Consider the following 25,445-nt stretch of genomic DNA (forward strand, 5'->3'; position numbering starts at 1 on the left):
ACGTACACCGAATGAAAATTATAACGTAAGGAAACACTCGAATCGTACGCTATTTTTACACAGGATGGAGATTATAACGTAAGAAAGAAAATAGATTGTACGCCACGTATGCCTTATATAGAAAAAAAGAGGGTGAATTTGATGTGTTTATACTCAAATTCACCCTCTTTTCTATATGCTGTGTCTTAATAATCCGCTTTAATGTGGCGAATCAATGCCTCTGCACTTTCGTTTACCTGTTCCTGATTCAGCGTTCTTACCCCATGCTCGACAAACGCTGGAAGAAAGCGCATGCCGGTCAGATTAGCCATTGCCTGAAACGGCTTGAACAGCTCGCTCATGCTGTAATGGTTATAGCCGCCTGACTGATACGCAGCTTCCGGTCCTCCCGTTGAAACAGCCAGCATAAACTCTTTTCCGTGAAGCTTTGTCCCCTGTGAGCCATATGCCCAGCCGTAGGCAAGAACTTCATCCTGCCATTCTTTCAAAAGTGACGGACTGCTGTACCAGTAGAATGGAAACTGAAAAACGATCCGGTCGTGTTCAAGCAAGAGCTTTTGTTCGCGTTCCATGTCAATTTTAAAATCAGGATACTCACTGTAAAGGTCATGAACCGTGACGTCCTGCTCTTCGTGTAATCTGAGACTCCACGCTTTGTTGACTGTTGAATCCGATAGATGAGGGTGTGCAAGTATAACAAGTGTTTTCATTTCATGTATCTCTCCTTTTATTTAGTTTCCGCCGGTCGTTTCTTCGTAAATAACCTCTGCTTCTGTTCGGTTTTGATACATACTGTAAAAAGCATCGGCAATTTTTTCTGAATCATAGTAGGTGCCGGATTCTACAAAGCCTTTTATCGTCAAAGTACCTGCATAAATTCCTTCCGGCTTCAGTTCATCATGAAGGCTTTTGGCCAGACTGCGGATCCCTGCTTTTCCTATGGATAAAGACGCGAGATCTGCGTAAGGATGGAGAGCAAGCCCACCGCCAGTCAGAAGAATAGCCCCTTTGTTCATATATGGAAGAACTTCTTTCGTGCTTGCAAGAGCTCCAGACACGCTGACTTTGAAATCGGCAATCAAATCTCCGCTGTCAAGGGCCGTCGGTTTTCCCGGCTTTCCTGCAGCCGCATTGTACAAGAGAACATCCACCTTGCCAAAAGCATGGATAACATCTGAAATGGCGGACTTAAGTTGAGATTCGGATGCGATATCTGCCTTGAATCCTCTAGCCTCTATTCCATGAGCTTCCAGTTCTCTTTGATAATCCGCCAAAGCTTCTTTTCGGCGTGCGATCATCGCCACCCTAAATCCTTTTCTCCCAAATGCAAGAGCCGTGCTCAAACTGATTCCTTTGCCGGCTCCAACCACAAGCAGGACATTTTCATTCATATTTCTATCTCCTTTGCACTTTATATTTGTATATGCAAATGAATAAGCAAAAAAATATAGTTGTACATGCAAATGAATACCAAAAAAAAATTTACGTTCTTTTCTCTAGTTTATTGCTCGCCTCATGCAGTGACTTGCTTAATTCCAGGCTGAATTCTTTTCCTAGAACAGCCGAGTATTCCTGAAACAGATCCTTCAGAGATGCCCGGAACTGTGTATAAATTTTATCTCCCTCACTCGTAAGTGAAATGAAAGACTGCTTGCCGCTTACTTTCCGGTTTACAAGCCCCTGCTTCTCAAGCTTATCAATAAATCTGGTGCTTGTGGAAGGCGCAATGGAAAGCTTTTTGCACAGCTCTTTTTGAGTAATTCCGGGATGGAATTTAACGGTCATGATTAAGTACAAGTATGATGGCGCCAGGTCACCTGCATCAAAAACCTCTTCAGCAAGCTTTGTCATGTTTCGAGCAAACCTGCTCGCTGTAAAATACAAGCAGTGCATGAGTACTTGTTCTTCTTCGTTCATCTGCATCATTCCTTTTTTCATTTGCATATACAAATTAACATTTTTCTAAATGCAATGTCAAGTAAGTCATTCAGAGCAGGGAGAGCGTCAATCAGTCCCCTGCCCGAAACGTCTTCATTGCTTCCTCTGCCTGCTCTTCTGTTACATAAGGAGTATGGAAGTAAACACGCACAAGCGCCCCGTCTTCAAGTTCAAGAAAATAATGATAGGTCTGCACGGCGGTCATCGTCTTTACGTGCTGAAGCAATCGTTCAGCAGGATAGGCCAGGTTCGTGATCTCCTTTATCTCAAAAATTCCAGGACTGGATTCAAGACTTAGTTTTTCCTTAGTCGAACTAGGAACAGCACCTCCGACTGTGCGCTCGCCCAGCTTGAATTCAAGACCCTTCTCCCTTTTTAAAATGTCCATTCCCTGCGGCAGATCAATTGCGTACGTTTGCTCGCCGCTCCTGCCGGATTCATTTGCAAGATAGACAGAGAAAACACCAATGCCAAGGAGCAGAACAGCGGCAGCAGCTATCTGAAAAAATCGGTGCATGAGTGTAATAGGAGCCTGCCTTCTCTGCATGCGTTCACGAATGAATTGTTTTTGTGAAGGGGACATATTTTTTCTAGGGAATTTCATGTTCTCATAATTCAAGCTCAGCACCTCTTTCCAACCGTGGGTTTTGCTTTAATTTCTGCAGGGCCCGGTAATACGTCCGGCTTACTTTGTCCCTTGACCATCCGAGAACATGTGCTGTTTCTTCTACCGAAAGCTCAGAAACAATTCTGAGCAAAATCACATCGCGGTATTCTGCCTTCAGCTCTGAAATCGCTTTGTACGCTTCACTCAGCTCCTCATGTTCAAGCAGGATCTCATCCGGCGTTTTCACATTCCGCACTCCGGGCATCCAGCCAAGAAATTTTTTTCTCCTCCACTGGTCGATCACAAGTCTTCTTGCGATGCTGATCAGCCAGGTTTTCGGATGGCTCTCGTCCCGGAACCTGCTTTTGAATGCTTTTAAAAACACTTCCTGAACCTCATCTTCGACATCATGCGTACCTTTATAATAGACAAGAAAGTGATGCACATCGTCACCGTATTCGCTGAACATCCTCTCCAGTTCCTGTCCGTCCATCCCATTCACCTCATTTTGCCCTCTTTGCCCCATTAGACGTTTTCTTTCTCCCATTCTCTCACTGAAACGAAAAAAATTCAGTCCCTTTTCAGACTGAATTTTCCTCCCTCTTATACTTGTCCGGCCCATTCCTTTTTGGCAGCACGGTTATATAGGTCTCTTATTTGATTATATTCTTTTTCTGAAAGATTGCCTTTAGCCGCAAGCTTCGCATTCTGTATCCACCTGTCCGGTTTCGCCGTTCCGACAATGGCTGTATGAACACCCGGAACTGTAAGTGTAAAACGGAGTGCTTTTTCTACTGCCTCAGGCAATTCCCCTTTTAGAAACGGATAATCAAGCTCGTGGAATCTTTCCCAATACTCCTGGTAATAGCCGTTTTCAGGCTTCTCGCTGTAGTTCCAGGCAACGTTTGCAATTGGGCGTTTTGCAATGATGCCCATTCCTCTTTTTACTGCCTCCGGGATGGTGAGATCAACAGCCTCCTGATCGGCGATGCTGACGGATGTTTCAAAGGTATCGAAAGCGCCGGTTTTTATCGCATACAAGGCGTCCGTGTGATCTCCGCTGTAGCCGATATAGCGGGTTTTCCCCTTCTCCTTCGCCCGCTTTAGAACATCAATGACATCTCCCTGTCTGAGGATATCCTCAGAGCAGCTGTGCAGATGGATGGTATCAACATAGTCTGTTTTGAGCCTTTTTAAGCTTCGGTCGATGGATTCTTCAAGCATGGACGGATTCCAGTCTTCCCCGTCAAGGCCTGAGGTGTGGCCGCACTTTGTGAAAAGATAAAAATCATCTCTTCTAGATGACATCGTTTTGCCGATCAGTTCTTCACTTGTGTTGTAGCATTCTGCCGTATCGATGACGTTCAATCCGGCATCAAGCGCCGTTCCGAGCAGGCGGTCCACCGTTTCTTCAGAAGCATTTGAAAACCCGATTTCCGCTGCTCCAAAACCAAGTACACTGACCATCATATCTGTTTTTCCAAACGCGCGTCTTTCCATTTTCCTCATCCTCCCTAAAATGGATCTCCCGTAAATTTTATAACAATTCGGACAATAATACGAAAGATAACCCTTCGTTGCTGCCGCCATATATAATGGAGAAAAGACATGCCTACACGGAGGAAATGCCATATGAATGAAAAAACGGTGCTCATTACAGGTGCATCAAGCGGCTTTGGGATGCTCGCTTCCCTCAGACTTGCTGCGGAAGGATACCGCGTCATCGCTTCTATGAGAAATACGGAGAAACAAACGGAACTTTTCAGGATGCTTGGAGAACACAAAGAAAGAGTGACGGTCCTCGAGCTTGACGTCACGTCCCCGGAATCGATTGATGGCTTAAAGGAGTATTTGAAAGAGACCGGCAGAATCGACATTCTGATCAACAACGCCGGATTTGCCTTTGGCGGATTTGGAGAGGAAGTAACGGTGATCGACTATAAAAGCCAGTTCGAAACAAATTTCTTCGGTGTCATCGCTGTTACCCAGGCGGTCCTGCCGCATATGCGCAAACAGCGGAGCGGAAAAATCATCAACATGAGCAGCATCAGCGGATTGATCGGCTTTCCGGGCATCTCGCCGTATGCAGCATCAAAGCATGCGCTTGAAGGGTACAGCGAAAGCCTAAGACTCGAAGTCAAGCCGTTCGGCATCGATGTCGCCCTGATTGAACCGGGTTCCTTTTCTACGAACATTTGGACAACTGGAAGAAAAGTATCTTCTATAGAAGATTCACCGTATCTTGTGTATATGAATGCCATTGAAAACGAACTTGAGCAGGGGAAAGAGAAGCTTGGGAATCCAGCTGATGTCGCTGAACTGATTGTTAAGCTATGTTCAAAAGATTCATTGACCAAGCTCAGATATCCGGCTGGAAAAGGCGTCCGGATATCTCTGTTCTTAAAACGGATTCTTCCTTGGCGCATGTGGGAATCCATACTTATTGGCAAGCTGCTTGGAAAAAAGACCGAATTGTAACCTTACTTTTTCAGAAACTCTGTCGTATACTCGCTTATTTCCGCTGACTTTGTCCAGTGGAGATAATGATGACCTGTAAGTGAAACAAGTTTATGTTCCTCCGCAGGACTCATTTGATCTCCATAAAATGCTTTGATCTTTTCGTCCTTCTCTTTTTGGTCCTTGTCCATCGCTTGAAAAATCATGACGGGAACATGCGGCGGGAACGTCATAACTTCTGTTTTTTCCGCATTCCTGTTCAGTTCATTCGCTTCATCTATGACGTTTTTATTGGAACTTTTCCATGCGGCAATTCGTTTGGTCATATTCAGATTCTCCTCTGAATACGTTCCTTCCCCTGCAATGGGCAGAAAGTCTTCAGGTGTGAATACAGCCGCCCACCTGGCAGCACCAAGTACAGATGCAGCACGAACGAACGAAGGAACCGACGGAGCCTTTTCATTAAAGTAGTCAAAAGCCTTTGGCAGGGTTGGATCAATTCCGATAATGGCTTCTATTTCATCTGGATAGGCATTGGCATAATACATGCTGTAGACCCCGGAGACTGAATGCGGCATCAAAACATACGGTCCTTGGATGCCGGCTTTCTTAAGCGCCGTCCGCACCTCTTCCACCATGTTTTCCACTGTGCGCGCCTTATTTGTCCCATCACTCCATCCATAGCCGAATGGTTCTGCGACCACGACCTTGTGCTTCTTTGCCAGTTCATTTACCAGCGGTTCAAAATCAAGGACTGGCGCAGCCGTTCCGAGGCCGCTTAACAGCAAAATCGTGTGTTCCCCTTCCCCCTTTGTGTAAACGTGCATGCTCCTGCCGTCTACCTCGACAAGCTGCCCCGGAGCCTGGTATTTCTTCTGCTCATAGAGTGTGATCCCTTGATGAAGGATGAAGCTCAGCAAAATGACAGCTCCAATCAGCAGAAAAAGAGTTCGAATGATTTTTTTCCATTTCATTTTCATGGTTTGTCCCGCTTTCTTTAGTAAAAGTATTCACCTAGTTTAGCGGACAAAAGTTAAAAAAAAGGTGTGATTATAGGAATATTTTGTTTAAGTTTGACATCGCGGGGAGTTGCGACAAAATGGGGAACCATCAATTGAAAGGTGGCAGCATTTTCGGGAATTGCGCCACTTTTGAGAGTCTCATCACTCGAGAAGTGGCAGTACTGCGCATAATGGCCCCACATTTGAGAGTAACATCACTCGAAAAGTGGCACCACTACGCAGAATTACACCACATTTGAGAGTAACATCACTCGAAAAGTTGCACCACTACGCAGAATGGCACCACATTTGAGACTCTCATCACTCGGAAAGTGGCACCACTACGCAGAATGGCGCCACTTTTGAGAATCTCATCAATCGAAAAGTGGCACCACTGTGCAGAATGGCGCCACATATTAGAATCTCATCAATCGAAAAGTGGCACCACTATGCAGAATGTCGCCACATTTGAGAATCTCATCACTCGAAAAGTGGCAGCACTGTACAGAATGGCACTACATTTGAGAGTCTCATCACTCGAAAAGTGGCAGCATTCTGGGTGAACTGTTGAACCCTTTATATACATTAAAAAATCCGAACTAATTACAGTCCGGATTTTTCTTTGGCTGAATGATTTTCTTTAAGTCTCTTCCTATCCCTCAAGTTCCTTCCGCTGTCTAAATTCTTCCTTAATCTCATCCAGAAGCACAGGGTCTGTCAGCAGCTCAAGCGCTGTCAGGGCAAGGCCTTTTGCACCGAGCAAAAGCGCTGTGTCCCCCTGCTCTGACTTGGCTGCCTCCCTGAATTCGTCTGTGTGGCCGACGAGGGTATCAGGTCCAATTTTGATGTACGGATGGATCGTCGGAACAACGTGGCTGATATTGCCGGCGTCCGTTGAGCCGAGGCCTTCGCGCTCAGACGTTTCCACTGATTCTCCGAGACTTTCAAGCTGCTTTTTAAAGACGGAATCAAACGTCCGGTTGAGCACCAGGTTATCGACTTCATTTTGAAATGCAATCACATTCAGCTTAGCGCCTGTCGCCAAGCCTGCTCCCTGTGCTGCAGCTTTGATGCGTTCTGTTGTTTCTGAGCACTTTTTTCTTGTTGCCGCGCGGATGTAGAATCGTGCTTTCGCATAGTGCGGGACGATATTCGGGGCATCGCCTCCGTGCGTGATGATTCCGTGAATTTTCACATCGTCCGTTACATGCTGGCGAAGGGCATTGATGCTGTTGAAAAGCTGAATGACTGCATCCAGGGCATTGATTCCCTGATGAGGAGCAACTGCAGCATGCGCCGGCTTTCCAATGAATTCAAAATCGAGCGGATCCACCGCAAGGGAGTTTCCCGTTATTCTCGTTGCGTTCGATGGGTGCACCATCAAGGCCGCATCAATGCCTTCAAGCAGCCCGTGCTTGACAAAGCTTCCTTTCGCACTGCCGTTCGGGCCGCCTTCTTCCGCGGGTGTTCCCAAAACGACTACTTCTCCGCCAATTACGTCAATCTGTCTGCCTAGGGAAATCGCTGCTGCAGTGCTTGCGGTGCCGATGATGTTGTGGCCGCAGGCATGGCCAAGTCCCGGAAGCGCATCGTATTCCGCCAGAAAAGCAACAGATGCCCCGTTTTTTAGCGGCGATTTCTTCCTGGCCAGAAACGCCGTCTCATGTCCTGCGACTCCGCGTTCAACTGTAAACCCTTCTGACTCAAGCAAGTCGGAAAGGAGCTTTGAAGCAAAGTATTCCTCATTGCCGATTTCAGGATTTTCATGAATCGAATGGCTAATTTTCAGGTACTCTGCCTTTCTTGATTCGATTTCATCAATGATTTGCTCTTTAAGCGTAACAACTGCTGTGCTCATGCTCTTTCCTCCTCAATGATTATTCTCCAATTTCACTTAGAGGGACAAACGTCGGAATCGTGGCTCCATCGTATTCTTTTTCAATAAATTCAGCCGTGTCTTCCTCCTGGTAAAGCTCAACGATGCGTTTCAGTTCTTTGCGGTCCTTGTCTTCTGTGCGTGTTGCGATGATGTTGATATAAGGTGTGGCTGTGTCATCTTCATGGAAAATAGAATCCTTGATTGGGTTAAATCCTGCATCAACAGCAATTCCGTTGTTGATGATAGAACCTGCTACATCGGGAAGAACACGCGGTGTCTGGCCGGCGACAACAGGCACGATTTCAAGCTTTTTCGGATTTTTGACGATTTTATCAAGTGATCCGTTTCCGTCAAAATCTTCAGGAAGTTCAATTAAACCGGCTGCCTGAAGAAGAAGGAACGCTCTTCCCATGTTTGTCGCTTCATTCGGAACTGCAATTTTTCCGCCTTCCGGAATGTCTTCAACAGATTTGTATTTATCCGAGTAGAGGCCAAGAGGTGCGATGACCGTTGTTCCAATAGGAGTCAGGTCAAGATTGTGTTCTTTTTTGAAGGCATTAAAGTAAGAAATCGTTTGAAACGCATTGGCATCCAGCTCGCCTTCTGAAAGCGCAAGATTCGGCTGTACATAATCTGAAAATCTGACAATCTCAATGTTGATGCCTTCTTTTTCTGCCTTCTTGGCAACAAAATCCCAGATGCGGTTATCAGATCCGCTGACGCCGATTTTCACATCCACCTCTTCTTTTCCGCTAGCTGTTTTATTTCCGCATCCCGCAGCAAAAGCGGCGAGTGCTGCAATCAGTGTTAAAATGATCCATTTTTTCATCATTGTTCTCTCCTATCGTCTTCTGATTTTTTTCGATAAAATGTTTCCTGAAGTCTGAAGTCCCTGAACAAGGACAACAAGAATGGCCACTGTAATGATCATGACAACCGTGTCAAAGCGCTGGTAGCCGTATGTAATCGCGAGATCTCCAAGTCCGCCTCCGCCGACAGCCCCTGCCATCGCAGATGCACCGACAAGTCCCACTGTTGCAATCGTCAGACTCAAAACAAGTGAGCTTAATGCTTCAGGAACAATAAACTTAAAGATGATCTGGGTTGGCGTTGCACCCATTGCTTCTGCCGCTTCAATGACTCCCGGGTCCACTTCAAGCAGCGAGTTCTCTATTAATCTGGCAATATAGGGTCCTGCGTAAAAGACAAGCGGCACAACAGCTGCAGCTGTTCCGATTGAGGTTCCGACAATCAATCTCGTCAGCGGAACAATCGCCACCATCAAAATGATGAACGGCACAGAGCGGAAAAGATTCACGATCCCGTTCAGGATGTTAAAAATAATGGCATTTTCCCATAGATGTCCCTTTCGGGTGATGACCAGCAGCACGCCGAGCGGAAGGCCGATCAACGTGGAGAAAAGCAGGGAAAAACCGGTCATTGCGAGTGTTTCGACTAAAGCATCGATTATTTGCTGAGAATCAACTAGCATGTGCATTCACCTCTTTCACTGATACGTTCTCCTGGTTCATCACCAGAAGCGCTCTTTTTATTTCACTTTCCGTTCCCTGAAGTTCAACGATTAAATGTCCAAATGGAATCCCCTGAAGCTCCGTGATGTTGCCGAACAGCACGTTGATATGGAGGTCAAATCGTTTCGCAATCTGCGACAGCAGCGGCTGTCCTGAGGATTTGCCGACAAAATTAATTTTGAAAATCTGTGCCTGGCTGTTTTCCTCCTGAACAAGCTTCAGGACCGATTCAGGAATCGAATCATTCAGAACAGAGCTGACAAAGTTTGATGCAGTCTTCGTTTTCGGATTTGAGAAAACTTCAAACACAGAACCTGATTCAATGATTTTTCCGCCTTCAATCACGGCTACTGTATCGCAAACCTCTCTTATGACTGACATTTCATGCGTGATCATGAGAATCGTAATGTTGTATTCCTCGTTGATTTTTTTCAATAGCTTTAGAATCGAAGCTGTCGTCTGAGGATCAAGTGCCGAGGTAGCTTCATCGCACAGAAGAATAGATGGCTGGGTAGCAAGAGCCCTCGCAATTCCGACGCGCTGTTTCTGGCCGCCTGATAACTGATCAGGGTACTGGTTCGCTTTGTCCTCAAGTCCTACAAACGAGAGCAGCTCAGCAACCCGCTCCTTAATAACTTTCGGCGAGGCCTTTGAGAGAAGCAGCGGCATCGCCACATTTGCATAGACTGTCTTTGAATTAAGCAGATTAAAGTGCTGAAACACCATGCCGATTTTCCGTTTGACTCCGCGCACATCCTTTTTGGAAAGCGCCGTTAAGTCGAGACCATCCACGATGATCTGCCCTGCTGTTGGACGCTCGAGCAGATTCACTGTGCGGATCAGGGTGCTTTTTCCGGCTCCGCTAAAACCGATGACTCCGCATATTTCCCCTTTTTTCACTTCCAGATCAATGCCGTCAAGAGCTTTCACTTCATTGCCGCCGCTCCCGTATACCTTTGTGACGCCTTTAAATTCAATCATTTATGTAACCTCCCTGTATTTTTGCAATAAAAAAACCCTCTTCTATCCGACAAGAAGAGGGCATGGCATAAGAAATCACCGGTTCTCTTCTCATCTCCCAGGCTATCGCCTGCTGGAATTGGCACAGTACTTTTTCAAAAGTCCGCTGCCGAAGCATCATGGGGCCAGTCCCTCCGCTTCTCTGGATAAGAAAATCATGATTTAGTTTTAAAGAAAAATAAAAACCTCTCCCTGAAAGACAGGAAGAGGCTGGATCTGCAAAAAAAGACCGTTCGCTCTTCTCATCTCTCAGGCTGCACGCCTGCTGGAGTTGGCACAGTTCTCATAAAGAGTCCGCTGCCGAGGTTTCAAAGGGCCATATCCCTCCACCTCTCGTGATAAGAAGCAATATTTTCGATGTGTCTAACTTTACTCCGGTATTTTCTGAAAGTCAACACTTTTTTAAAAAATCAGTTGGACTGCTTAGAAAGTCTGCGGTATTTATACTGCTGCCACTGAAAACGGATAAAGCAGCCGATGCAAAACCCGAGAATCGCGGCAAATGCAGCAATGGCAACCATGATAGTCGCCGCATAGGCAAGCACCGTCCAGTCAAGCATGTATCCGGCAAATCCAAGGCTCAGGCAGATCACTGCTATTACCTGATTAAACTGCTGCTGATCAAAATCTTCCTGTATATAGGCTGAAGGCTCTTTTTTCAAAAAGGTGCCGGCAGCTTTCATAATCGGGTTTACTTTAAACAGCAGTCCCATAATCCCGGCCGTAAGAGGCACCAGTAAAAAAGCGCCCATGCCGCTGATCAAGAATACTGCAGCGGATAGCACAATCACCCATTGATTAACTAATACTAAAGGTTTTGGAATGGTTTTCACACTAAAACCCACCTGTCTGATTGGAATATAAGTATTTTACTCCAGGCAGCCAATTTTGTGAAGAGGATTGCTTCAGGAAGTGATTGACAGTTATCTCTCCATCATGATAAAATCGTTAAAACCAACTAAACCAATAAGAATTAAATATAATCTATCAAGAGTGAACGAGAGATCTGGCTCCATGACTTCACAGCAGCCGCCGCACGCCGGAAAGGTGCTCCAACCAGCAAAGCACGATGCTTTGGCCGATAAAGACAAACCCTCTCTTGTCAGCTGTAAGCAGGAGAGGGTTTTTTAGTTCAGAATTGATTGGGAGGAAATGATGATGACGACGAAACATGTGCCTGTCCTTGCAGGAGCTGAAAGCTTTTTTCATAAAGGAAATGAGATCGGCATTCTTCTGTGCCACGGATTTGCCGGTACTCCCCAAAGTGTTGGCGAGCTCGGAAAACTGTTGGCCGCAAAGGGATATACCGTTTATGCCCCGCGCCTGAAAGGCCACGGAACCACTCCCCTAGACTTTGAAGACTGCTGCTTTACAGACTGGATTCAAAATATCGAAGAAGCTTATAAAAAGCTTAAAAAAGTGTGCCGCAGAATCTTTGTTGCAGGACAGTCCATGGGCGGAATTTTAGCGGCTCACCTTGCCTGCAGACACCAGGATATTGACGGCCTGATCACCATCAATGCTGCACTCAGTGTTCCGGGCTATGAGGTTTTTCAGCACGAGATCGAACCCCGTTTTATTCCAGAAGGAAAACCGGATATCAAAGCGGACGATATAGAAGAAATTACGTATGAAGCCGTTCCGATTAAAGCCGTCCACAACCTGCTGACGCTCATTAAAACAACGAAGCCCGTGCTGTCTGAAGTAACCTGTCCGACCCTGATTTTCAAATCAGAAGAAGACCATGTTGTTCCGGCCTCAAGCTCAGATGTTCTTTTCCATGCCATCTCATCTCCTTTCAAACAGATGGTCAGCCTCACGAATTCCTATCATGTGGCCTCAATGGATTTTGATAAGGACGTCATTGCAGAAAAAACAGCCGCCTATATTGAACTTTGCTGCAGCCGGGAGTATAAATTGTCTGTCTGAATCTGCTAAACTGTAGGCAGGTGATGTACATGTTCTTAAAATCAATCAAACTGCTGAAAGAGAATATCCCCTCTTCTAAAAAATATCCCTTTTCCATCCCTGCCATTTCCGGTATGGATGAACTGAGACTGACCAGCCCTGTTACTTTTTTTGTCGGTGAGAACGGCTCGGGCAAATCGACTCTGATGGAGGCCATTGCCTATCAGTGCGGCTTTAACACTGCAGGCGGAAGCCACCATCTCTACAATCCGAGGAGCTCGCAGTCTGACCTTGGCGATTATATTCGGCTCGGGTGGATGCCTAAAGTAAAGAATGGATTCTTTCTCAGAGCAGAATCCTTTTACCAATTTGCCTCCCATCTTGAAGAACTCAGTGAAGACCCTTTATCAGGAGATGTCTTCGGTGCATACGGAGGAAAATCACTGCACGAACAGTCCCACGGCGAGTCGTTTTTGTCCCTTTTCCTGAACCGCTTCGGCAGCAAAGCCATTTATCTGCTTGATGAGCCGGAGGCAGCCCTGTCCCCGTCAAGGCAGCTGACCCTCCTCCGCGTCCTTCACGATTTGACGAAAAACGGAGACACTCAGTTCATTATTGCCACTCATTCCCCTATCCTGCTTGGCTTTCCGGATGCTGACATTCTGAGCTTTGACGATGAACAAATTACAAAAAGGACGTACGAAGATACGGATCACTATCAAATTACGAAATACTTTCTGGAAAACCGGGAGCGGTTTTTGGAGGAGCTATTTAAGGAGGAATAAAGAAAGGGAGCTCCACGGAAATTGGAGTTCCCTTTCTCTTAATCGTTTGGAGTTCCAGCTGTGGGAGCTCCATTCTGTTCACCAGTTACACGTTATCAAGGCAGCTCATTTTTCATTCTTAAAGAAATGAACAGGACGGACTTCTATCCGCCAGCCGAATTCTTCCCCTTTGCTGATTTGCGTCGTTGGATGAAGAGAGGCCATTTTAATTGCTTCATCCATACTTTCTGCTTCAAAAACAAATACACTGCCGATCAGATCTTCCGTTTCTTTAAAAGGACCATCTGTTACAAGAACCTGTCCGTTTACGCGGCGCAGGCTCTTAACTTCAGATTCAAGGCCTGCATCAAGAAGCACCTTGCCGCTTTCATAAAAATTTTCAATAACAGGCTGGCATTCACTCATAACCGCCTCGATTTCTTCTCTTGGCCGTGCATTCATTTTTTCAGGGCTGAAATAGCCCATACATAAAAATATCATGATTTTCTCTCCTTTAGCACCCGAATTTCCAACTAAAACTACAACTGTTGACCACAAATGGACTTGGACTGAAAGTGTAAGGAAACCTCCTAAAGCTATCAAAACATCAAACTTTTTATAACCTTCTCTACCATTTCAATATTCAACTTCCATTCTCCTCTAATGAAAAAAAACAGCTTCTCCTTCACAGACAAAGAAAGAGTTAGAACCGTTGCTGCTTAAGCATGCACAAATCTCTGGATGTTACAAATAATCCTAGGTCATACTTCCCTCTTTTCACCCTTCCATAAAACAAAGAACATCTGAATCTTCTCAGAATCTCTTAAATCACGTTATGTTTCAAGCCGAAAACAAAATATCTGCACTCTATACAAAATTTCCTTCCTAACAAATGACTGCAATTAAAGATAGAATGGTCAAATCAAATGAAAGCGTTACCAAACTGCGGGGTGAAGGCTATAGTTCTATAAGACTAGATGACATTCAACGATTCAAAACGTTTCACGCGAAGAAAAAATGAAATAAGGAGATGAATTCATGACAAGAAAGCCTAAAGCAAAGAGGATCCTGATTCTTTTACTGGCCATTCAAATGCTCATATTCAATGCAGGTTTATTAACAGGCCAAGCAGAAGGACCAAGCAAAAATGAGGCCGGAACTGCCGCTGTGCAGACTATTACATCCATGACTCCTGCCGGTGATACTTCTATTAAAGTGGGATTTGACGGCGGTGCGGGATTTCAATTTCCAACCTTCAACAATGGGGCGGCGTTCAATGACGTAAAAGATGATATTGCCCTTTTTGTGAAACAGAATAATGAGTGGGTTTCAATTGATAACAATCCGGACAGCGGATGGATCTACGACTCTAATTTCGGAAACTGGTGGGAAGGTCCGGGCGGCTACTGGTTTAATCTGGTAGAAGAAACTACGCAGGTGAAAGTGGCTTCCAAAACAAATCCAGGCGTTTTTGTTGAGTATACATTAAACGTCACTCCGGCCGTGCCTCAGCCAATTACAGCCATGTCGCCGGCTGGAGCTACTTCACTTGATGTATCACCTTCAGGCGGGGTCGGGTTTGAATTTCCGAGGTTTAACAACGGGGCTACCTTTAAAGATGTAAAGGATGATATTGCCCTCTTTGTAAAGCAGGATGGTGACTGGATTTCAATCGATAACAATGCAGCAAGCGGATGGATCTACGATACGAATTTCGGAAACTGGTGGGAAGGTCCGGGCGGCTATTGGTTTAATCCGGTAGAAGAAACCACGCAGGTGAAAGTGGCTTCCAAAACAAATCCTGATGTGTTTGTTGAATACACGCTGAAGGTTACGGTGCCGGTTAGAAATTCCTTTAAGATCACAAATTTTGACGGCAGATCAACTTTTGAAGCGGATCAAAACGGGGCAATCGGCCTGCCTATACCTAAAATAGACGGCGGCTCCGCGATCAAAAGTGAAGTCGATAAATTTGTCTATGAAGTGAAGGTTGATGATGAGTGGGTCAATATCCTTGAATCCAATTTGACTAAATTCAGCTATTCTTCCAATGGATACAACCGGATGTCTTCTGCCAATCAGTGGGGATACTGGGTGGATTACATCTTTGGACTTTGGTTCCAGCCTATTCAGGAGGACATGGATTTCCGTATTGGCTATCCGCTGAATGGAGAAAAAGGCGGAGAAATCGGAGACAACTATGTTCAGTATAAGTTCATCGGGAATCCGGATGCCTATCGTCCGGACGAAACAAAGTTAGATGATATCCAAATCGGCACGTCTGAGAACTCAGAAATTGCAGGCTGGAATCTAACTTGGGGTGATGAATTTAACGGCACGGAGTTAGATGAATCCAAATGGAATTATTCCACAGGATACTACCTGAATGATGATCCTGGCACTTGGGGCTGGGGCAACAATGAACTTCAGCATTATACGGACAGTGAGGATAATGTTTTTGTAGAAGACGGGAAATTAAACATAAAGGCGCTCGCTGATCCGAAGACATTTCCGCAGGATCCGGACCGTGTAGCCCCCTACTCTTCAGGAAAAATCACGACACAGGATAAATTCACGTTTAAATACGGCAGAATTGATTTCAGCGCGAAGCTTCCCGCCGTTACTGGAGCTTGGCCGGCACTTTGGATGCTGCCGAATGATGATGTATACGGAGGCTGGGCTTCTTCTGGTGAAATAGATGTCATGGAAGCAAAAGGACGTGTTCCCGGATCGACAAGCGGTGCGATCCACTTTGGCGATGAATGGCCATTAAATAAGTATCTTTCCGGTGAACAGACCTTTGCTGACGGAGGAAGAATTGATACAGACTACCATGTTTACAGTTTAATATGGGAGGAAGATATCCTTAGCTGGTATGTTGACGGCAAGTTTTTTTACAGCGTGACAAAGGAACAATGGTATTCAGCAGCGGCAAGGGAAAATCCGCGCGCTCCTTTTGATCAGGACTTTTATATCATCATGAACCTTGCCTTAGGAGGCTGGTTTGATGGAGGAAGAGAACCATCACCGGATGATTTCCCTCTTTCCATGCAAGTAGACTATGTTCGCGTGTATAACCAGGAAGTGAAGGAAGAAGAACCAGTTCCTGTTACAGGCGTAAAAATCAATAAAACGGAAGCTGCATTAACGGCTGCAGGACAGAAAACAACTCTATCGGCTGCCGTTGAACCGTCAAATGCAACGAATAAGAAAGTAACATGGTCCTCAAGCGACGAAACTGTGGCTACAGTTAGCGCCAGCGGTGTTGTAACGGCCGTAAAAAATGGAACAGCGACGATTACGGCAACAACCGAAGATGGACAAAAAACAGCATCATGCACGGTGACTGTCGCCATTGAACCGCAAATACCGGCAGAACAGCTCTTCCCGTTAAAGAACGGTTCGTTCAGCCAGGAGCTTGCTTCATGGTCAGCATGGAGCTGGAAAAGCAATGATAGTTTTATCAATGAGATAAGCGCAAAGGACGGTAAAGCTGAAATTACGATTCCAAAGTTTGATGCCAGCGGTTCTGGAGCTGAAAAATGGGCTGTCCAATTCAAGCAAACCGGACTTCAGCTTCTCAAAGACAAGGAGTATGTAGTCTCATTTGATGCCAGTTCGACAATTCCGCGGGATATGGAATTGGTTGTTCAAAACGCGGCATTTAATAGAGTCTTTGAGAAAAATATATCTTTAACACAGGAAAGTAAAAGATATACCTATTCATTCAAAGCAACAGCAGAAGAAATCGTCGAATTAAACTTCTTATTAGGCAAATATGCTGACTACGACCAGCATGGCATCACGATTGATCATGTCGTCCTTGAAATGAAAAATCCTGCTTCAAACAAGATTAAAAACCCTTCATTTAAAGATGGAAATGCTTCATGGGAAGTATGGTCGAATGTTGGAGCAACTTCCAGCAATGAAGGCGAGAAGAAGCAAGTAACGATCCCATCATTGGGCAGTGATTTCTGGAGCATTCAATTCAGCCAGCTTGGCCTTTCATTAGAAAAGTCAAAGTCCTATCGATTGGTTTTTGATATGTCCTCTACCATTGGAAGAAAAATAGATGCGATTCTTGAAAGCACCGGCTATGACAAATATGTATGGGAAACGATTGAAGTAAATGAAGAGTCAAATACCTATGCGATCGAATTTACTCATGAAAAGAATACCGACCCTGCTGCAAAGCTTATTTTTGCATTAGGGAAAGTGGATGGACAAGACGCACTGGGAGAGCATACCGTAACGATTGATAACGTGCATCTCTATGAAATCCCAGAGCTGCCGGCAGATCCGGCTGATCCCCCAGCACCAGAAAAAGAAGGCTATGGTGTTGGAAAAATTAAAGAAAATTCTGTAGAGTTTTATGTGAATGATGCTCCTTGGGCCATTATTCATTACATTAAAAATGGCACTACGCAGCAAAACATCATGATGAATAAAGCCGGTGATAAGTACTCTGTTTACACATTAAATGATGTAAAAGAGGGGGATGTCATTAAATACTGGTTTACCTATGGCTTAGATGCCGGAGGACAAGCAGAATACAGCGAGCAGATTTATACGCATAAGTTTGCCGTCGCTGCCCCGACAGCAGATGAAGTATCCGATCAGTCTACAGAAGTGACTGGAAAAGCAGAAGCCGGTTCGACGGTGACTGTGACGATCGGGACAGAGAAATATTCGGCAGCTGCGGACTCTGCAGGCGCCTTTAAAGTAACGATTCCTAAACAAACGGCAGGCACCGTGCTTAAGATCACAGCAGCAAATGCGGCCGGAAATGTGAGCGAGGAACTGAGCATTACAGTAAAGGATAAAACAGCTCCAGGCAAACCTGCTGCGAGTGAAGTATCGGATCAATCGACAGAAGTGACAGGAACAGCAGAAGCAAGCTCGACTGTTACCGTTATAATTGGACAAGATAAATATACAGCAGCCGCGGATTCCGATGGTTCTTACAAGGTAACCATACCTAAGCAAAAAGCAGGAACCATTCTGAAAATGACAGCAGCAGATGCCGCTGGAAATGTGAGCGAAGAACTGAGCATTACGGTAAAAGAAACGGTAGATTCAACGATTCCAACTGCGAACGAAGTATCAGACCATTCTAAAGAAGTAACCGGAAAAGCAGAAGCCGGCTCGGTTGTAACTGTGACAATCGGGACAAAAAAGAAAAAGTACACGGCAACTGCGAATGCTGCAGGCGACTTCAAAGTGAAAATTCCTAAACAAAAAGCAGGAACAATCATTTACCTTACAGCAACTGATGCAGACGGCAATATCAGCGGCACCAGAACGGTCATTGTCACAGATAAAACGGCGCCTCAAGCTCCAAAAGCAGACAAAGTAGACAGCCATTCTACATCTGTCACAGGCAAATCAGAGCCTCATGCCACCATTACAATCAAAGTCGGCAGCAAGGTCATCGGAAGCGCCCAGGCAGACCATACAGGGAAGTTTAACGCTGCAATTACCAAACAAAAGAAAGATACCATCCTCAGCATCACCGCTACTGATGAAGCAGGGAATGTCAGCAAAGCTGAGAGTGTGAAAGTGAAATAATAAGCAGGGAAGCAGAACGTGAGATTAAAAGATGAAGGTGAAAAAGCATGCAGGGTTTTATATCTGCATGCTTTTATATTTCTACTATTCATTTAAAAAGAGCCCTGACAATTCATCAGGGCTCTCACTCATTATTATTGAAACAATTTCGCAACCGTACTGTCAGGCAGTGCCTTCACTCCGCCGACAATCTCATATTCTTCAGCCAGATCAGAATAATACTGAACAGTCTCTTTTGTCGTTGTTTTTGGCTCATTTGGATCAGTTAGAATGATACCATTCGCCCAGCCTGCTGCAAGTGCTGAAGCAGACAGTGCATCAGGGAAATTCGCGCCAGTAGCGATGAACGGATAGTCCATGTCATAGATTCCTGCTTCAACAGCAAAATCTACAATCTGAGTGTTTGTGGAGTAACGGTTGCTTCCCCCAAGTCTGAGCATATCCGGAAGGGTCTCAGTCGCTTTAGCAGAAACGACTGCTGATCCGCCCGCAACTATGGAGAAGTCGGCACCGGCTGTTTTCACATATGTTTTAACAACGCCTGGAAGGTCAGCGCTGCGGGTAAGAAGAATTGGAGCTCCAATGATTCCTGCAACAGGGGCAATGGAAAGAGCATCAGGATAATTTTCTCCAGAAGCTACAACGATTCCTTCAATGACTCCTACTTCTTTTGCCACTTTTACAGAAGTTTCGTATCTGTCATTTCCAGCGATCCGGACAATTGTTTTTATTCCGTTGTTTTTCAGTTGAGTTTCAACATCAGTTGAGATCACGCCAGTTCCGCCAATTAGATAAACCTTTGTAACGCCAAGGTCTTTTAATTTTGCCAGCACTTTGGACGGTACAGCCTTTGTGTCTGTAAGAAGAAGCGGTGCGTCATGCTTCACAGCAAGCGGAGTCGCGCTAAGTGCATCGGGATAATTTCTTCCAGTGGCAAGAACAGCCACATCTGATTCTACCCACTCATCTGCAAGTGCCACAGATGTGTCAAAGCGGTTTTCTCCCGCATAGCGATAAGTAGGAGCATTTTCAGCTGCACTTACTTGAGCAAATGGAAGGCTTAAAGCAAACAACGCAGATAGTACAATCGTTTTTTTCATGTAAAGATCCCCTTTTTATAATCTATCAAACTTCTTTATTATACTTTTTGGAAGAATAAAACGGAATACAATAAATGACAATATTTCACATAAAAAGTCTTAAATTTTTCGACAAAATCATTCTCTTTACATCCTTCCTTCTTTTTGAAAAAATGAGAACAAATAATAAGAGAACTGCTTCCCCCCAATTTAAAGAATTTTTCCTGTTTATGGCCTCATAAAACGTAGGTTATGGCATGTTATTTGTGCAGACTAAAGGGTCCTCCACAAATGAAGAAACCACTAGCCAGCACTCCAGAAAGCATGAAAACCGTCCCAGCGCTTCCTAACGCTGCAATTCCCAAACAAAAGAAAGGTACCATCCTCAGAATCAACGCTACTGATGAAGCAGGGAATGTCAGCAAAGCTGCGAGTGTGAAAGTGAAATAATAAGCAGGAATGCAGAAGTGAAAATAAAAGATGATGGTGGAAAAGCATGCAGAATCTGCATGCTTTTTCGTGATACTCCGTTTTAAGAATCTGTTTCATACGCAGGTGTTCTTAAAAGTAATGATAAGTAAAAAGGCCTAAGAAACATGCGTTTTATAATCCCTCACAGTGACAATGCGGTTAAATATCAAAGTACTCATCTAGCGTTTTCATCACTTTAAAGGGTCCTGAACTTTCATTTGAGGGGATTGCTATCTTAATTCCATATTGAGGATAAAAAGCTGAGTGAAAGCTTACTCCAGGGTCATATCCCATTACATGATATTTAAAAGTGGCATTCCTCTTTTTGTTTATCCAAATCCCATACCCGTAATCGACTCCCTTATCTACATGAATATGTGGAGTCATAAGTAGCTTCGTATATTCCTTGCTTAGCAAACGATGATTCGATAATGCTTCCCAAAATTTGATCATATCCGGCGCTGTGATATAGGCTCCACCATCAGCACCACCTTTAACTGGGAGAGAGTATGCATTTGTTTTCCATGTTCCGTCTTCGTTATCGATGTATCCGAAGGCTGTGTTTTTAGGAAGCTGGTCAAAAGAAAAGTATCCTGAATCGGACATTCCGCACTTTTCAAAAAGATTCATTTCAATGTAGTCTGTAAATGAAGTCCCAGTATGCTGCTCAATGATCAGTCCTAAAATGATGAATGCAGCATTGTTGTAATGAAATCTTTCACCAGGTTTGAACATCATTTTTTCATTTTTAAACAATGGCAAAAAATCATTGGTATTTCTCATTTGATACATAGGTGTACTCATCCATAGATCTTCATAGCTATCCATGATCTCTTCGTCAAAATAGTCTGGTATGCCAGAGCTGTGGGTTAATAAGTGATGGATTGTTACATCCTCATCAAAATATGGAAATACTGTTTTCAAACAATCTTTAAGACGAGTATCAAACTTTATAATTCCGTTCTCTACGAGTTGGCAAATAGCAACTGCAGTGAACACTTTACAGCCTGAAGCAATTCCAAAGCGTGTATGTACGGTGTTCAGCCGTTCGTCGGCCCGATTGGAAAAGCCGGATGCCGTTTCTAATAGGACATTATTGTCATCTTTCACATAAACAACTCCTGAAAATCCCTCATTGTCTATGACCTTGTTTATAGCTTCACTTGCTTTTAAATCTTCAATAATCAAGTTACACACCATCCTCTATGAGATCACGTTTTCAAAATCCCTTTAAAAATAAAAGTTTCTCTTGCTTTTCCATGTAAAACATCTTTCGTATTTTTACGGTTAAACGTACTGCTCTTTGTGAGCTCTGTCACTGACTGGTTTTCGCAACTCATTTAAAAGACTGCAAATGGTCTGGTGCTACTTCTTTTAATTCTCTCTGACAGACTCTTATGCCTGTTATTGTCTTAAAAAACGGTCGTTTTTCAACCATACCTCTACCTGCACAATTCTCCGAAGCGGCTCTCTGCCCCGTCAAATTGTGCACACTTAGCATGAAGCAGGTAATGAGCGTATTCATGTATCAGTGTTTTCAGCTGCTGTAGCGTGCTCCTGTTTTCATGAATGGCAATGAACTGACCGGTTATGTGATAATACCCGTTTGCCTCGCCTGTGTCTTAAAACTCAACGGGCACCTCTATTCTATCTATCCATCGCTTCAGTAACGCCTTCCCTTGTCCCCGTCCCCTTCTAGAACGCTGACCGGAAGCTCAGCGTCGCCTTTTGTGTGCGTAACATCAAAGACATTCACGTACCTGAACCTGTAAAGAAATTTTTATTCTTCACTGCCCTCTTCCTCTTTTTCTTTCTTTTTTCGATCAACGGCGCTAGGACCCTGATCGCTTTTACCCCTTTCACTACAAACCGGACATTCTTTTTACATTCCTGAAATCCCTTCACAAGGGTCTCATTCTGCCTCTGTATTTAGATGAGAATGGTGTTGTTGAAGCTGTAGCTGTGACAAATTTAATTAGCTCAAACATATATTACCGTTTGTCAATACGCTCCATAAAACTTAACAAAAAATACAAAAATTAGTTAATTGATTATGACAAAAGTAAATTATCATATACATTATGCAAAGGATACATTACATTTATGCTATAAGAAGAAAGGAGATAAATGGTAATGTTGTCTAATTCTGTACGTGAGTTAAGAGCAAGGTTTCGTCTCACTCAGCAAGAATTGGCAGATCGTGTAGGTGTTACTAGACAAACGATTGGCCTTATTGAAAAAGGGGATTATGCACCTTCTATCACACTCACACTAAAAATTTCAAAAGTATTCGGGGTTCCAGTAGAGGAAATATTTCGCTTAGAAGGAGAGAGATAGATTTGTTAAAGAAGATGTATCAGTCACCATTGTTTAATTCTTTTCTTATATTATGTTTTGGTCTCATCATGATGGGAGAACATTATTCTGATTACGTTCCATCCTGGATAATCATCGATCCTATGGTATTGGGTATCCCAATTCTTATCATTATAGCTATAATCCCATTCTATAATAAAAGATATCCTCACGACGCTGTAAAAGCTAGCATTATCCCTATGGAGCTGCGTGAAGAAGATGAGGGTGTGCAGTGGATAACCTTCAAAGCAACACGTAAAGTTTATATCTTTTATACTTTTGCAATTCCAATAGGAATAGCTTTAACGGCTTATTTAAATCATATCATCTACTTCCCTATTATTCTTTTAGCTGTTATGGGTACCTTGCAATACATAATATATTGGACTTCTATGAATAAATACAAATAGAGGAGTGGTTATATGGATACACAATTTATCATTTCGATAATTATCTTGATTACGCTGATAGAAGTGTTTGCAGTAATACTCTTTATAAAGTATAAACAGGGAAAAATAGATGAGAATCCATTTACTGCGCTTTTTAAAAAAGAATGGCTGATCCTCTTTTATACATTCTTCAGATGGAAAAGCAGACCGGGAAACAGTCATGGTAAACTCTTTTATTATCATAAAGGGTCTTTATATTTTTGGTTATTGATAGCACTTCTTCATGAGCAAGTTATTGAAGCAATTGTATTCCATATATACCTGAAAGATACAGATCCCTTGAGAGCTGATATTCTGCTTATACTCCATATTTACAGTATTCTTTATATGCTCGGTGATTATAACTTGGTGAGAAATTCTCCAATAAAGATTATTCAGAGAAAAGTACATATGAAAATTGGTGCCAGAAGGTCGTTAACATTTCATGTTAAGGATATAAAGATTGTGCAGCCAGCTAAAATCAAGCACACTAAAAACGGCATGTTGATTCATGAAAAGAATGTCTTTCATGTAACGGCTCTCCCGAGAGTACTTAGCAGAATCTTTGGTGTCAGTGATGAGTTAAAATATGAAATAATATTTAAAGAACCGATACAGGCAAGAGGGTACTTTGGTCAAAAAAAAGCAGTCAATAAGGCTTTAATCTACATGGATGAGCCTCAAAACTTTATCAAGGCATTGGAAGATGAAATAGAAGACTATACATATCAAGAAGGACCCGAAGCCGATCCGGTTATAAGTGATCAAAAAGAGACAAAAGGACCCTTAATTGAATGGAGAGCCTACTTTTTCTTGCTTTTCTTGAATGTCCTTGGAGCAATAGCGATATCTCCATATGCTATGGCCAGGGAACAGCTGCATGATGTAATGGGTTTAACGAAATGGGCATTTACTATGCTTTATATAGCACAGATTCTTATAGAAGCTGGAATAATTTTATTTATAACCCTTTTGATCGGGAAAAAAGTCGGCATAAAGATTCCGATTATTGAATCGCTTTTGAACAAAGGAAGAGTGATTAATGATCTTGGTAGAAAAATATATCAGTCGGCCCTTTATGGAGTAATGACGGGCATAGTCATAATTGTCTTCAGTTTGATAGTCTCTGGGCCATTGGGGGTTGATAATTCTTCCATCAAGGAACCTGCGTGGTGGCTTGGCGTAATTGGATCATTTGGAGCAGCCGTTAATGAAGAATCGATCTTTCGGCTTTTTCTTGTAACGTTCATTCTATGGGTATTTATGAAAATTAAAAAAGGTAAAATAACGCGGATGCATACGTTTCTTGCCATAAGCTGCTCTGCTCTTATTTTCGGGGTCATGCATTATAGTATGCTTCCATCTGACTATGAAATGACCATAGGGATTTTTGTGAGTATGTTAGTCATTAATGGAATAGGCGGTCTCGTGTTTGGCGCTTTATTCCTTTATGTTGGTCTTGAATTTGCTATCATAGCCCACTTCACTGCTGACATCACACTCCATGTTATCGGTCCATTATTATTAAAGGTATTTTGATATTGGTGTCTGTTCTCTCTGCACCTTATGTATAAATCTATTTGGGGGTTAATATGTATATTACTGTCTCACATCTATATGTCGAGGTCGGAACTTATTTCCCGATTTCTTATAAGGTAGATAATTTAATTATTTATGAGATAAATGAAAAGATTACAGGTCCGTACAAATTGGACTTAGTAAATAAGGATCAGTTAATTAACTTAATGGTCACTACTAACAGAGCAACTACAGAGCTTGAAGTGAGAGGTCCAGATTACTATAGAAAAGATGATATTAAAGTTTGGGCTCTATACTTGCCTTATTACAGAATTACGGAAGCACCAGATGTAATAGAAGCTTATCTTGACTACTTTTTCCTGGGAGCATTTGAGGTTTTAAAGAAATATAACGTTAAGCTGAAGGATATTGAACATGTAAGAGACGCTATAAAAAAACAATTCAAACGTCCCCGGAAGATTTTTTCTATGATGAAGAAAAAGAAAGTACACCAGAAATAGACTTATCTGATTTAGATTAAAAAACAAAAAAGAGAAACTTATAAATTCTGAACGGCTATTAAAACAAGAACGTATCAACTCATGCAAAATTTCACCCAAAAAATCCTCCCCTTTACAATCTTCCTTCTTTTGGATAAAATGAGAACAAATGAAAAGCGATGAGAAGGAAAAGTACATGCAGGGACACCTCCAAAGAGAGCTTCGGCAGCTGAAAAGAAGCGTGGCAGACCGCACGGAAAATGACCTTTGAGCTTCACACCGAACGTGCACATGCACAAGTAGACTGTGACGTGGTTGCTGACGTTACAACAGCATACGTATCAGGCTTTCATGCCCCGTACGGACAAAGGCAGGTCAATTGACCTGTAAACTAAGGTGGTACCGCGACTTCAACCCTCG

25 protein-coding genes, 3 riboswitches and 1 other annotated feature (1 of these 29 only partly in view) are annotated in these 25,445 nt (G+C 43.5%); of the genes, 9 read left to right on the forward strand and 16 right to left on the reverse strand.

Features of this window, described 5'->3' with window-relative positions:
- Nucleotides 1-185 precede the first annotated feature (185 nt).
- The 6 genes from JOJ89_RS18245 to JOJ89_RS18270 all read right to left on the reverse strand — a co-directional run bounded on the left by JOJ89_RS18245 (nucleotide 186) and on the right by JOJ89_RS18270 (nucleotide 4,045).
- Nucleotides 186-710, reverse strand: coding sequence for an NAD(P)H-dependent oxidoreductase (locus tag JOJ89_RS18245; RefSeq protein WP_029284330.1), 525 nt, complete (start codon nucleotides 708-710; stop codon nucleotides 186-188).
- Nucleotides 711-731: 21 nt separating this feature from the next.
- The gene (locus JOJ89_RS18250) at nucleotides 732-1,391 is read right to left on the reverse strand and encodes an SDR family NAD(P)-dependent oxidoreductase (RefSeq protein WP_029566696.1); all 660 of its coding nucleotides are present in this window, start codon (nucleotides 1,389-1,391) and stop codon (nucleotides 732-734) included.
- A gap of 91 nt (nucleotides 1,392-1,482) precedes the next feature.
- Nucleotides 1,483-1,917 (reverse strand): MarR family winged helix-turn-helix transcriptional regulator, encoded by a 435-nt coding sequence (locus tag JOJ89_RS18255; RefSeq protein WP_203288823.1) that lies wholly within the window; start codon nucleotides 1,915-1,917, stop codon nucleotides 1,483-1,485.
- Nucleotides 1,918-2,008: 91 nt separating this feature from the next.
- Nucleotides 2,009-2,557: a hypothetical protein gene (locus JOJ89_RS18260; protein WP_203288826.1), complete on the reverse strand. Its 549-nt coding sequence runs from the start codon at nucleotides 2,555-2,557 to the stop codon at nucleotides 2,009-2,011.
- Nucleotides 2,547-3,038, reverse strand: coding sequence for an RNA polymerase sigma factor (locus tag JOJ89_RS18265; RefSeq protein ID WP_029284337.1), 492 nt, complete (start codon nucleotides 3,036-3,038; stop codon nucleotides 2,547-2,549). Before JOJ89_RS18265 ends, JOJ89_RS18260 begins: the two co-directional genes overlap by 11 nt.
- A gap of 110 nt (nucleotides 3,039-3,148) precedes the next feature.
- The gene (locus JOJ89_RS18270; protein WP_203288830.1) at nucleotides 3,149-4,045 is read right to left on the reverse strand and encodes an aldo/keto reductase; all 897 of its coding nucleotides are present in this window, start codon (nucleotides 4,043-4,045) and stop codon (nucleotides 3,149-3,151) included.
- A gap of 132 nt (nucleotides 4,046-4,177) precedes the next feature.
- Between JOJ89_RS18270 and JOJ89_RS18275 the strand changes: the two genes are divergently transcribed.
- Nucleotides 4,178-5,023, forward strand: coding sequence for an SDR family oxidoreductase (locus tag JOJ89_RS18275; RefSeq protein WP_029284341.1), 846 nt, complete (start codon nucleotides 4,178-4,180; stop codon nucleotides 5,021-5,023).
- A 2-nt stretch (nucleotides 5,024-5,025) separates the two neighbouring features.
- Here JOJ89_RS18275 and JOJ89_RS18280 read toward each other — a convergent pair whose 3' ends face one another.
- From JOJ89_RS18280 to JOJ89_RS18305, 6 genes are all read right to left on the reverse strand, one after another.
- Complete coding sequence (locus JOJ89_RS18280; protein ID WP_029284343.1) at nucleotides 5,026-5,982, reverse strand: alpha/beta fold hydrolase; 957 nt, start codon at nucleotides 5,980-5,982, stop codon at nucleotides 5,026-5,028.
- Between the two features lie 673 nt (nucleotides 5,983-6,655).
- Nucleotides 6,656-7,861 carry a M20 family metallopeptidase gene (locus JOJ89_RS18285; RefSeq protein ID WP_203288832.1) on the reverse strand — a complete coding sequence of 402 codons (1,206 nt, stop codon included), beginning with the start codon at nucleotides 7,859-7,861 and terminating at the stop codon, nucleotides 6,656-6,658.
- A gap of 19 nt (nucleotides 7,862-7,880) precedes the next feature.
- Entirely contained in the window at nucleotides 7,881-8,711 is an 831-nt protein-coding gene (locus JOJ89_RS18290; RefSeq protein ID WP_029284348.1) for a MetQ/NlpA family ABC transporter substrate-binding protein, read from the reverse strand.
- 12 nt (nucleotides 8,712-8,723) lie between these two features.
- The gene (locus JOJ89_RS18295) at nucleotides 8,724-9,374 is read right to left on the reverse strand and encodes a methionine ABC transporter permease (RefSeq protein ID WP_029566704.1); all 651 of its coding nucleotides are present in this window, start codon (nucleotides 9,372-9,374) and stop codon (nucleotides 8,724-8,726) included.
- Nucleotides 9,364-10,395, reverse strand: coding sequence for a methionine ABC transporter ATP-binding protein (locus JOJ89_RS18300; protein ID WP_203288834.1), 1,032 nt, complete (start codon nucleotides 10,393-10,395; stop codon nucleotides 9,364-9,366). The genes JOJ89_RS18295 and JOJ89_RS18300 overlap by 11 nt, the downstream gene beginning before the upstream one ends.
- 87 nt (nucleotides 10,396-10,482) lie before the next feature.
- A riboswitch (SAM riboswitch) is annotated at nucleotides 10,483-10,587 on the reverse strand.
- A gap of 86 nt (nucleotides 10,588-10,673) precedes the next feature.
- A riboswitch (SAM riboswitch) is annotated at nucleotides 10,674-10,779 on the reverse strand.
- 65 nt (nucleotides 10,780-10,844) lie between these two features.
- Nucleotides 10,845-11,267, reverse strand: a complete 423-nt coding sequence (locus JOJ89_RS18305) for a DUF4395 domain-containing protein (protein WP_242524629.1) — start codon at nucleotides 11,265-11,267, stop codon at nucleotides 10,845-10,847.
- 148 nt (nucleotides 11,268-11,415) lie between these two features.
- Nucleotides 11,416-11,522: riboswitch (SAM riboswitch) on the forward strand.
- A gap of 64 nt (nucleotides 11,523-11,586) precedes the next feature.
- Between JOJ89_RS18305 and JOJ89_RS18310 the strand changes: the two genes are divergently transcribed.
- Nucleotides 11,587-12,363: an alpha/beta hydrolase gene (locus JOJ89_RS18310; protein ID WP_242524630.1), complete on the forward strand. Its 777-nt coding sequence runs from the start codon at nucleotides 11,587-11,589 to the stop codon at nucleotides 12,361-12,363.
- Nucleotides 12,364-12,392: 29 nt separating this feature from the next.
- The gene (locus tag JOJ89_RS18315; RefSeq protein WP_203288838.1) at nucleotides 12,393-13,127 is read left to right on the forward strand and encodes an AAA family ATPase; all 735 of its coding nucleotides are present in this window, start codon (nucleotides 12,393-12,395) and stop codon (nucleotides 13,125-13,127) included.
- A 105-nt stretch (nucleotides 13,128-13,232) separates the two neighbouring features.
- Here JOJ89_RS18315 and JOJ89_RS18320 read toward each other — a convergent pair whose 3' ends face one another.
- A complete protein-coding gene (locus JOJ89_RS18320) occupies nucleotides 13,233-13,607 on the reverse strand; it encodes a YciI family protein (protein ID WP_029284360.1) in 375 nt (124 codons plus the stop codon).
- A 537-nt stretch (nucleotides 13,608-14,144) separates the two neighbouring features.
- On the opposite strand from JOJ89_RS18320, the gene JOJ89_RS18325 reads away from it, so the two are divergent.
- The gene (locus JOJ89_RS18325) at nucleotides 14,145-18,674 is read left to right on the forward strand and encodes an Ig-like domain-containing protein (RefSeq protein ID WP_203288840.1); all 4,530 of its coding nucleotides are present in this window, start codon (nucleotides 14,145-14,147) and stop codon (nucleotides 18,672-18,674) included.
- 134 nt (nucleotides 18,675-18,808) lie between these two features.
- Here the strand turns inward: JOJ89_RS18325 and JOJ89_RS18330 are convergent, their stop codons facing one another.
- The gene (locus JOJ89_RS18330; RefSeq protein WP_203288849.1) at nucleotides 18,809-19,774 is read right to left on the reverse strand and encodes a cell wall-binding repeat-containing protein; all 966 of its coding nucleotides are present in this window, start codon (nucleotides 19,772-19,774) and stop codon (nucleotides 18,809-18,811) included.
- 270 nt (nucleotides 19,775-20,044) lie between these two features.
- Here JOJ89_RS18330 and JOJ89_RS18335 point away from each other — a divergent pair, with 270 nt between their 5' ends.
- On the forward strand, nucleotides 20,045-20,203 hold the full coding sequence (locus JOJ89_RS18335) for an Ig-like domain-containing protein (protein WP_203288850.1): 159 nt from the start codon (nucleotides 20,045-20,047) through the stop codon (nucleotides 20,201-20,203).
- Nucleotides 20,204-20,383: 180 nt separating this feature from the next.
- Here the strand turns inward: JOJ89_RS18335 and JOJ89_RS18340 are convergent, their stop codons facing one another.
- A complete protein-coding gene (locus JOJ89_RS18340; protein ID WP_481825280.1) occupies nucleotides 20,384-21,409 on the reverse strand; it encodes a serine hydrolase domain-containing protein in 1,026 nt (341 codons plus the stop codon).
- Between the two features lie 257 nt (nucleotides 21,410-21,666).
- Nucleotides 21,667-21,816: an ImmA/IrrE family metallo-endopeptidase gene (locus JOJ89_RS21410; RefSeq protein WP_203290385.1), complete on the reverse strand. Its 150-nt coding sequence runs from the start codon at nucleotides 21,814-21,816 to the stop codon at nucleotides 21,667-21,669.
- A gap of 541 nt (nucleotides 21,817-22,357) precedes the next feature.
- Between JOJ89_RS21410 and JOJ89_RS18350 the strand changes: the two genes are divergently transcribed.
- From JOJ89_RS18350 to JOJ89_RS18365, 4 genes are read left to right on the forward strand one after another with little or no spacing between them, the layout of a single operon-like run.
- Nucleotides 22,358-22,561 (forward strand): helix-turn-helix transcriptional regulator, encoded by a 204-nt coding sequence (locus JOJ89_RS18350; protein WP_203288853.1) that lies wholly within the window; start codon nucleotides 22,358-22,360, stop codon nucleotides 22,559-22,561.
- Nucleotides 22,562-22,563: 2 nt separating this feature from the next.
- Nucleotides 22,564-22,989, forward strand: a complete 426-nt coding sequence (locus JOJ89_RS18355) for a hypothetical protein (protein ID WP_203288855.1) — start codon at nucleotides 22,564-22,566, stop codon at nucleotides 22,987-22,989.
- A 12-nt stretch (nucleotides 22,990-23,001) separates the two neighbouring features.
- Nucleotides 23,002-24,546: a CPBP family intramembrane glutamic endopeptidase gene (locus JOJ89_RS18360; RefSeq protein ID WP_203288857.1), complete on the forward strand. Its 1,545-nt coding sequence runs from the start codon at nucleotides 23,002-23,004 to the stop codon at nucleotides 24,544-24,546.
- 53 nt (nucleotides 24,547-24,599) lie between these two features.
- Complete coding sequence (locus JOJ89_RS18365; protein WP_203288859.1) at nucleotides 24,600-25,046, forward strand: hypothetical protein; 447 nt, start codon at nucleotides 24,600-24,602, stop codon at nucleotides 25,044-25,046.
- A gap of 149 nt (nucleotides 25,047-25,195) precedes the next feature.
- Nucleotides 25,196-25,445: a binding site (T-box leader), on the forward strand; it runs 8 nt beyond the window's last position.

Origin of the sequence: Metabacillus sp. cB07, assembly GCF_016839225.1 — a bacterium.
Classification (GTDB): domain Bacteria; phylum Bacillota; class Bacilli; order Bacillales; family Bacillaceae; genus Bacillus_P; species Bacillus_P indicus.

Excerpts from the sequence above, each read along its gene's own strand:
- JOJ89_RS18255 (WP_203288823.1), bottom strand. The coding sequence starts at position 1,917 with ATGAACGAAGAAGAACAAGTACTCATGCACTGCTTGTATTTTACAGCG.
- JOJ89_RS18310 (WP_242524630.1), top strand. The coding sequence starts at position 11,587 with ATGATGATGACGACGAAACATGTGCCTGTCCTTGCAGGAGCTGAAAGC.
- JOJ89_RS18265 (WP_029284337.1), bottom strand. The coding sequence starts at position 3,038 with ATGGACGGACAGGAACTGGAGAGGATGTTCAGCGAATACGGTGACGAT.
- JOJ89_RS18350 (WP_203288853.1), top strand. The coding sequence starts at position 22,358 with ATGTTGTCTAATTCTGTACGTGAGTTAAGAGCAAGGTTTCGTCTCACT.
- JOJ89_RS18300 (WP_203288834.1), bottom strand. The coding sequence starts at position 10,395 with ATGATTGAATTTAAAGGCGTCACAAAGGTATACGGGAGCGGCGGCAAT.
- JOJ89_RS18330 (WP_203288849.1), bottom strand. The coding sequence starts at position 19,774 with ATGAAAAAAACGATTGTACTATCTGCGTTGTTTGCTTTAAGCCTTCCA.
- JOJ89_RS18320 (WP_029284360.1), bottom strand. The coding sequence starts at position 13,607 with ATGATATTTTTATGTATGGGCTATTTCAGCCCTGAAAAAATGAATGCA.
- JOJ89_RS18290 (WP_029284348.1), bottom strand. The coding sequence starts at position 8,711 with ATGAAAAAATGGATCATTTTAACACTGATTGCAGCACTCGCCGCTTTT.
- JOJ89_RS18335 (WP_203288850.1), top strand. The coding sequence starts at position 20,045 with ATGAAGAAACCACTAGCCAGCACTCCAGAAAGCATGAAAACCGTCCCA.
- JOJ89_RS18365 (WP_203288859.1), top strand. The coding sequence starts at position 24,600 with ATGTATATTACTGTCTCACATCTATATGTCGAGGTCGGAACTTATTTC.
- JOJ89_RS18250 (WP_029566696.1), bottom strand. The coding sequence starts at position 1,391 with ATGAATGAAAATGTCCTGCTTGTGGTTGGAGCCGGCAAAGGAATCAGT.
- JOJ89_RS18325 (WP_203288840.1), top strand. The coding sequence starts at position 14,145 with ATGACAAGAAAGCCTAAAGCAAAGAGGATCCTGATTCTTTTACTGGCC.
- JOJ89_RS18360 (WP_203288857.1), top strand. The coding sequence starts at position 23,002 with ATGGATACACAATTTATCATTTCGATAATTATCTTGATTACGCTGATA.
- JOJ89_RS18315 (WP_203288838.1), top strand. The coding sequence starts at position 12,393 with ATGTTCTTAAAATCAATCAAACTGCTGAAAGAGAATATCCCCTCTTCT.
- JOJ89_RS18285 (WP_203288832.1), bottom strand. The coding sequence starts at position 7,861 with ATGAGCACAGCAGTTGTTACGCTTAAAGAGCAAATCATTGATGAAATC.
- JOJ89_RS18245 (WP_029284330.1), bottom strand. The coding sequence starts at position 710 with ATGAAAACACTTGTTATACTTGCACACCCTCATCTATCGGATTCAACA.
- JOJ89_RS18295 (WP_029566704.1), bottom strand. The coding sequence starts at position 9,374 with ATGCTAGTTGATTCTCAGCAAATAATCGATGCTTTAGTCGAAACACTC.
- JOJ89_RS18275 (WP_029284341.1), top strand. The coding sequence starts at position 4,178 with ATGAATGAAAAAACGGTGCTCATTACAGGTGCATCAAGCGGCTTTGGG.
- JOJ89_RS18270 (WP_203288830.1), bottom strand. The coding sequence starts at position 4,045 with ATGGAAAGACGCGCGTTTGGAAAAACAGATATGATGGTCAGTGTACTT.
- JOJ89_RS18280 (WP_029284343.1), bottom strand. The coding sequence starts at position 5,982 with ATGAAAATGAAATGGAAAAAAATCATTCGAACTCTTTTTCTGCTGATT.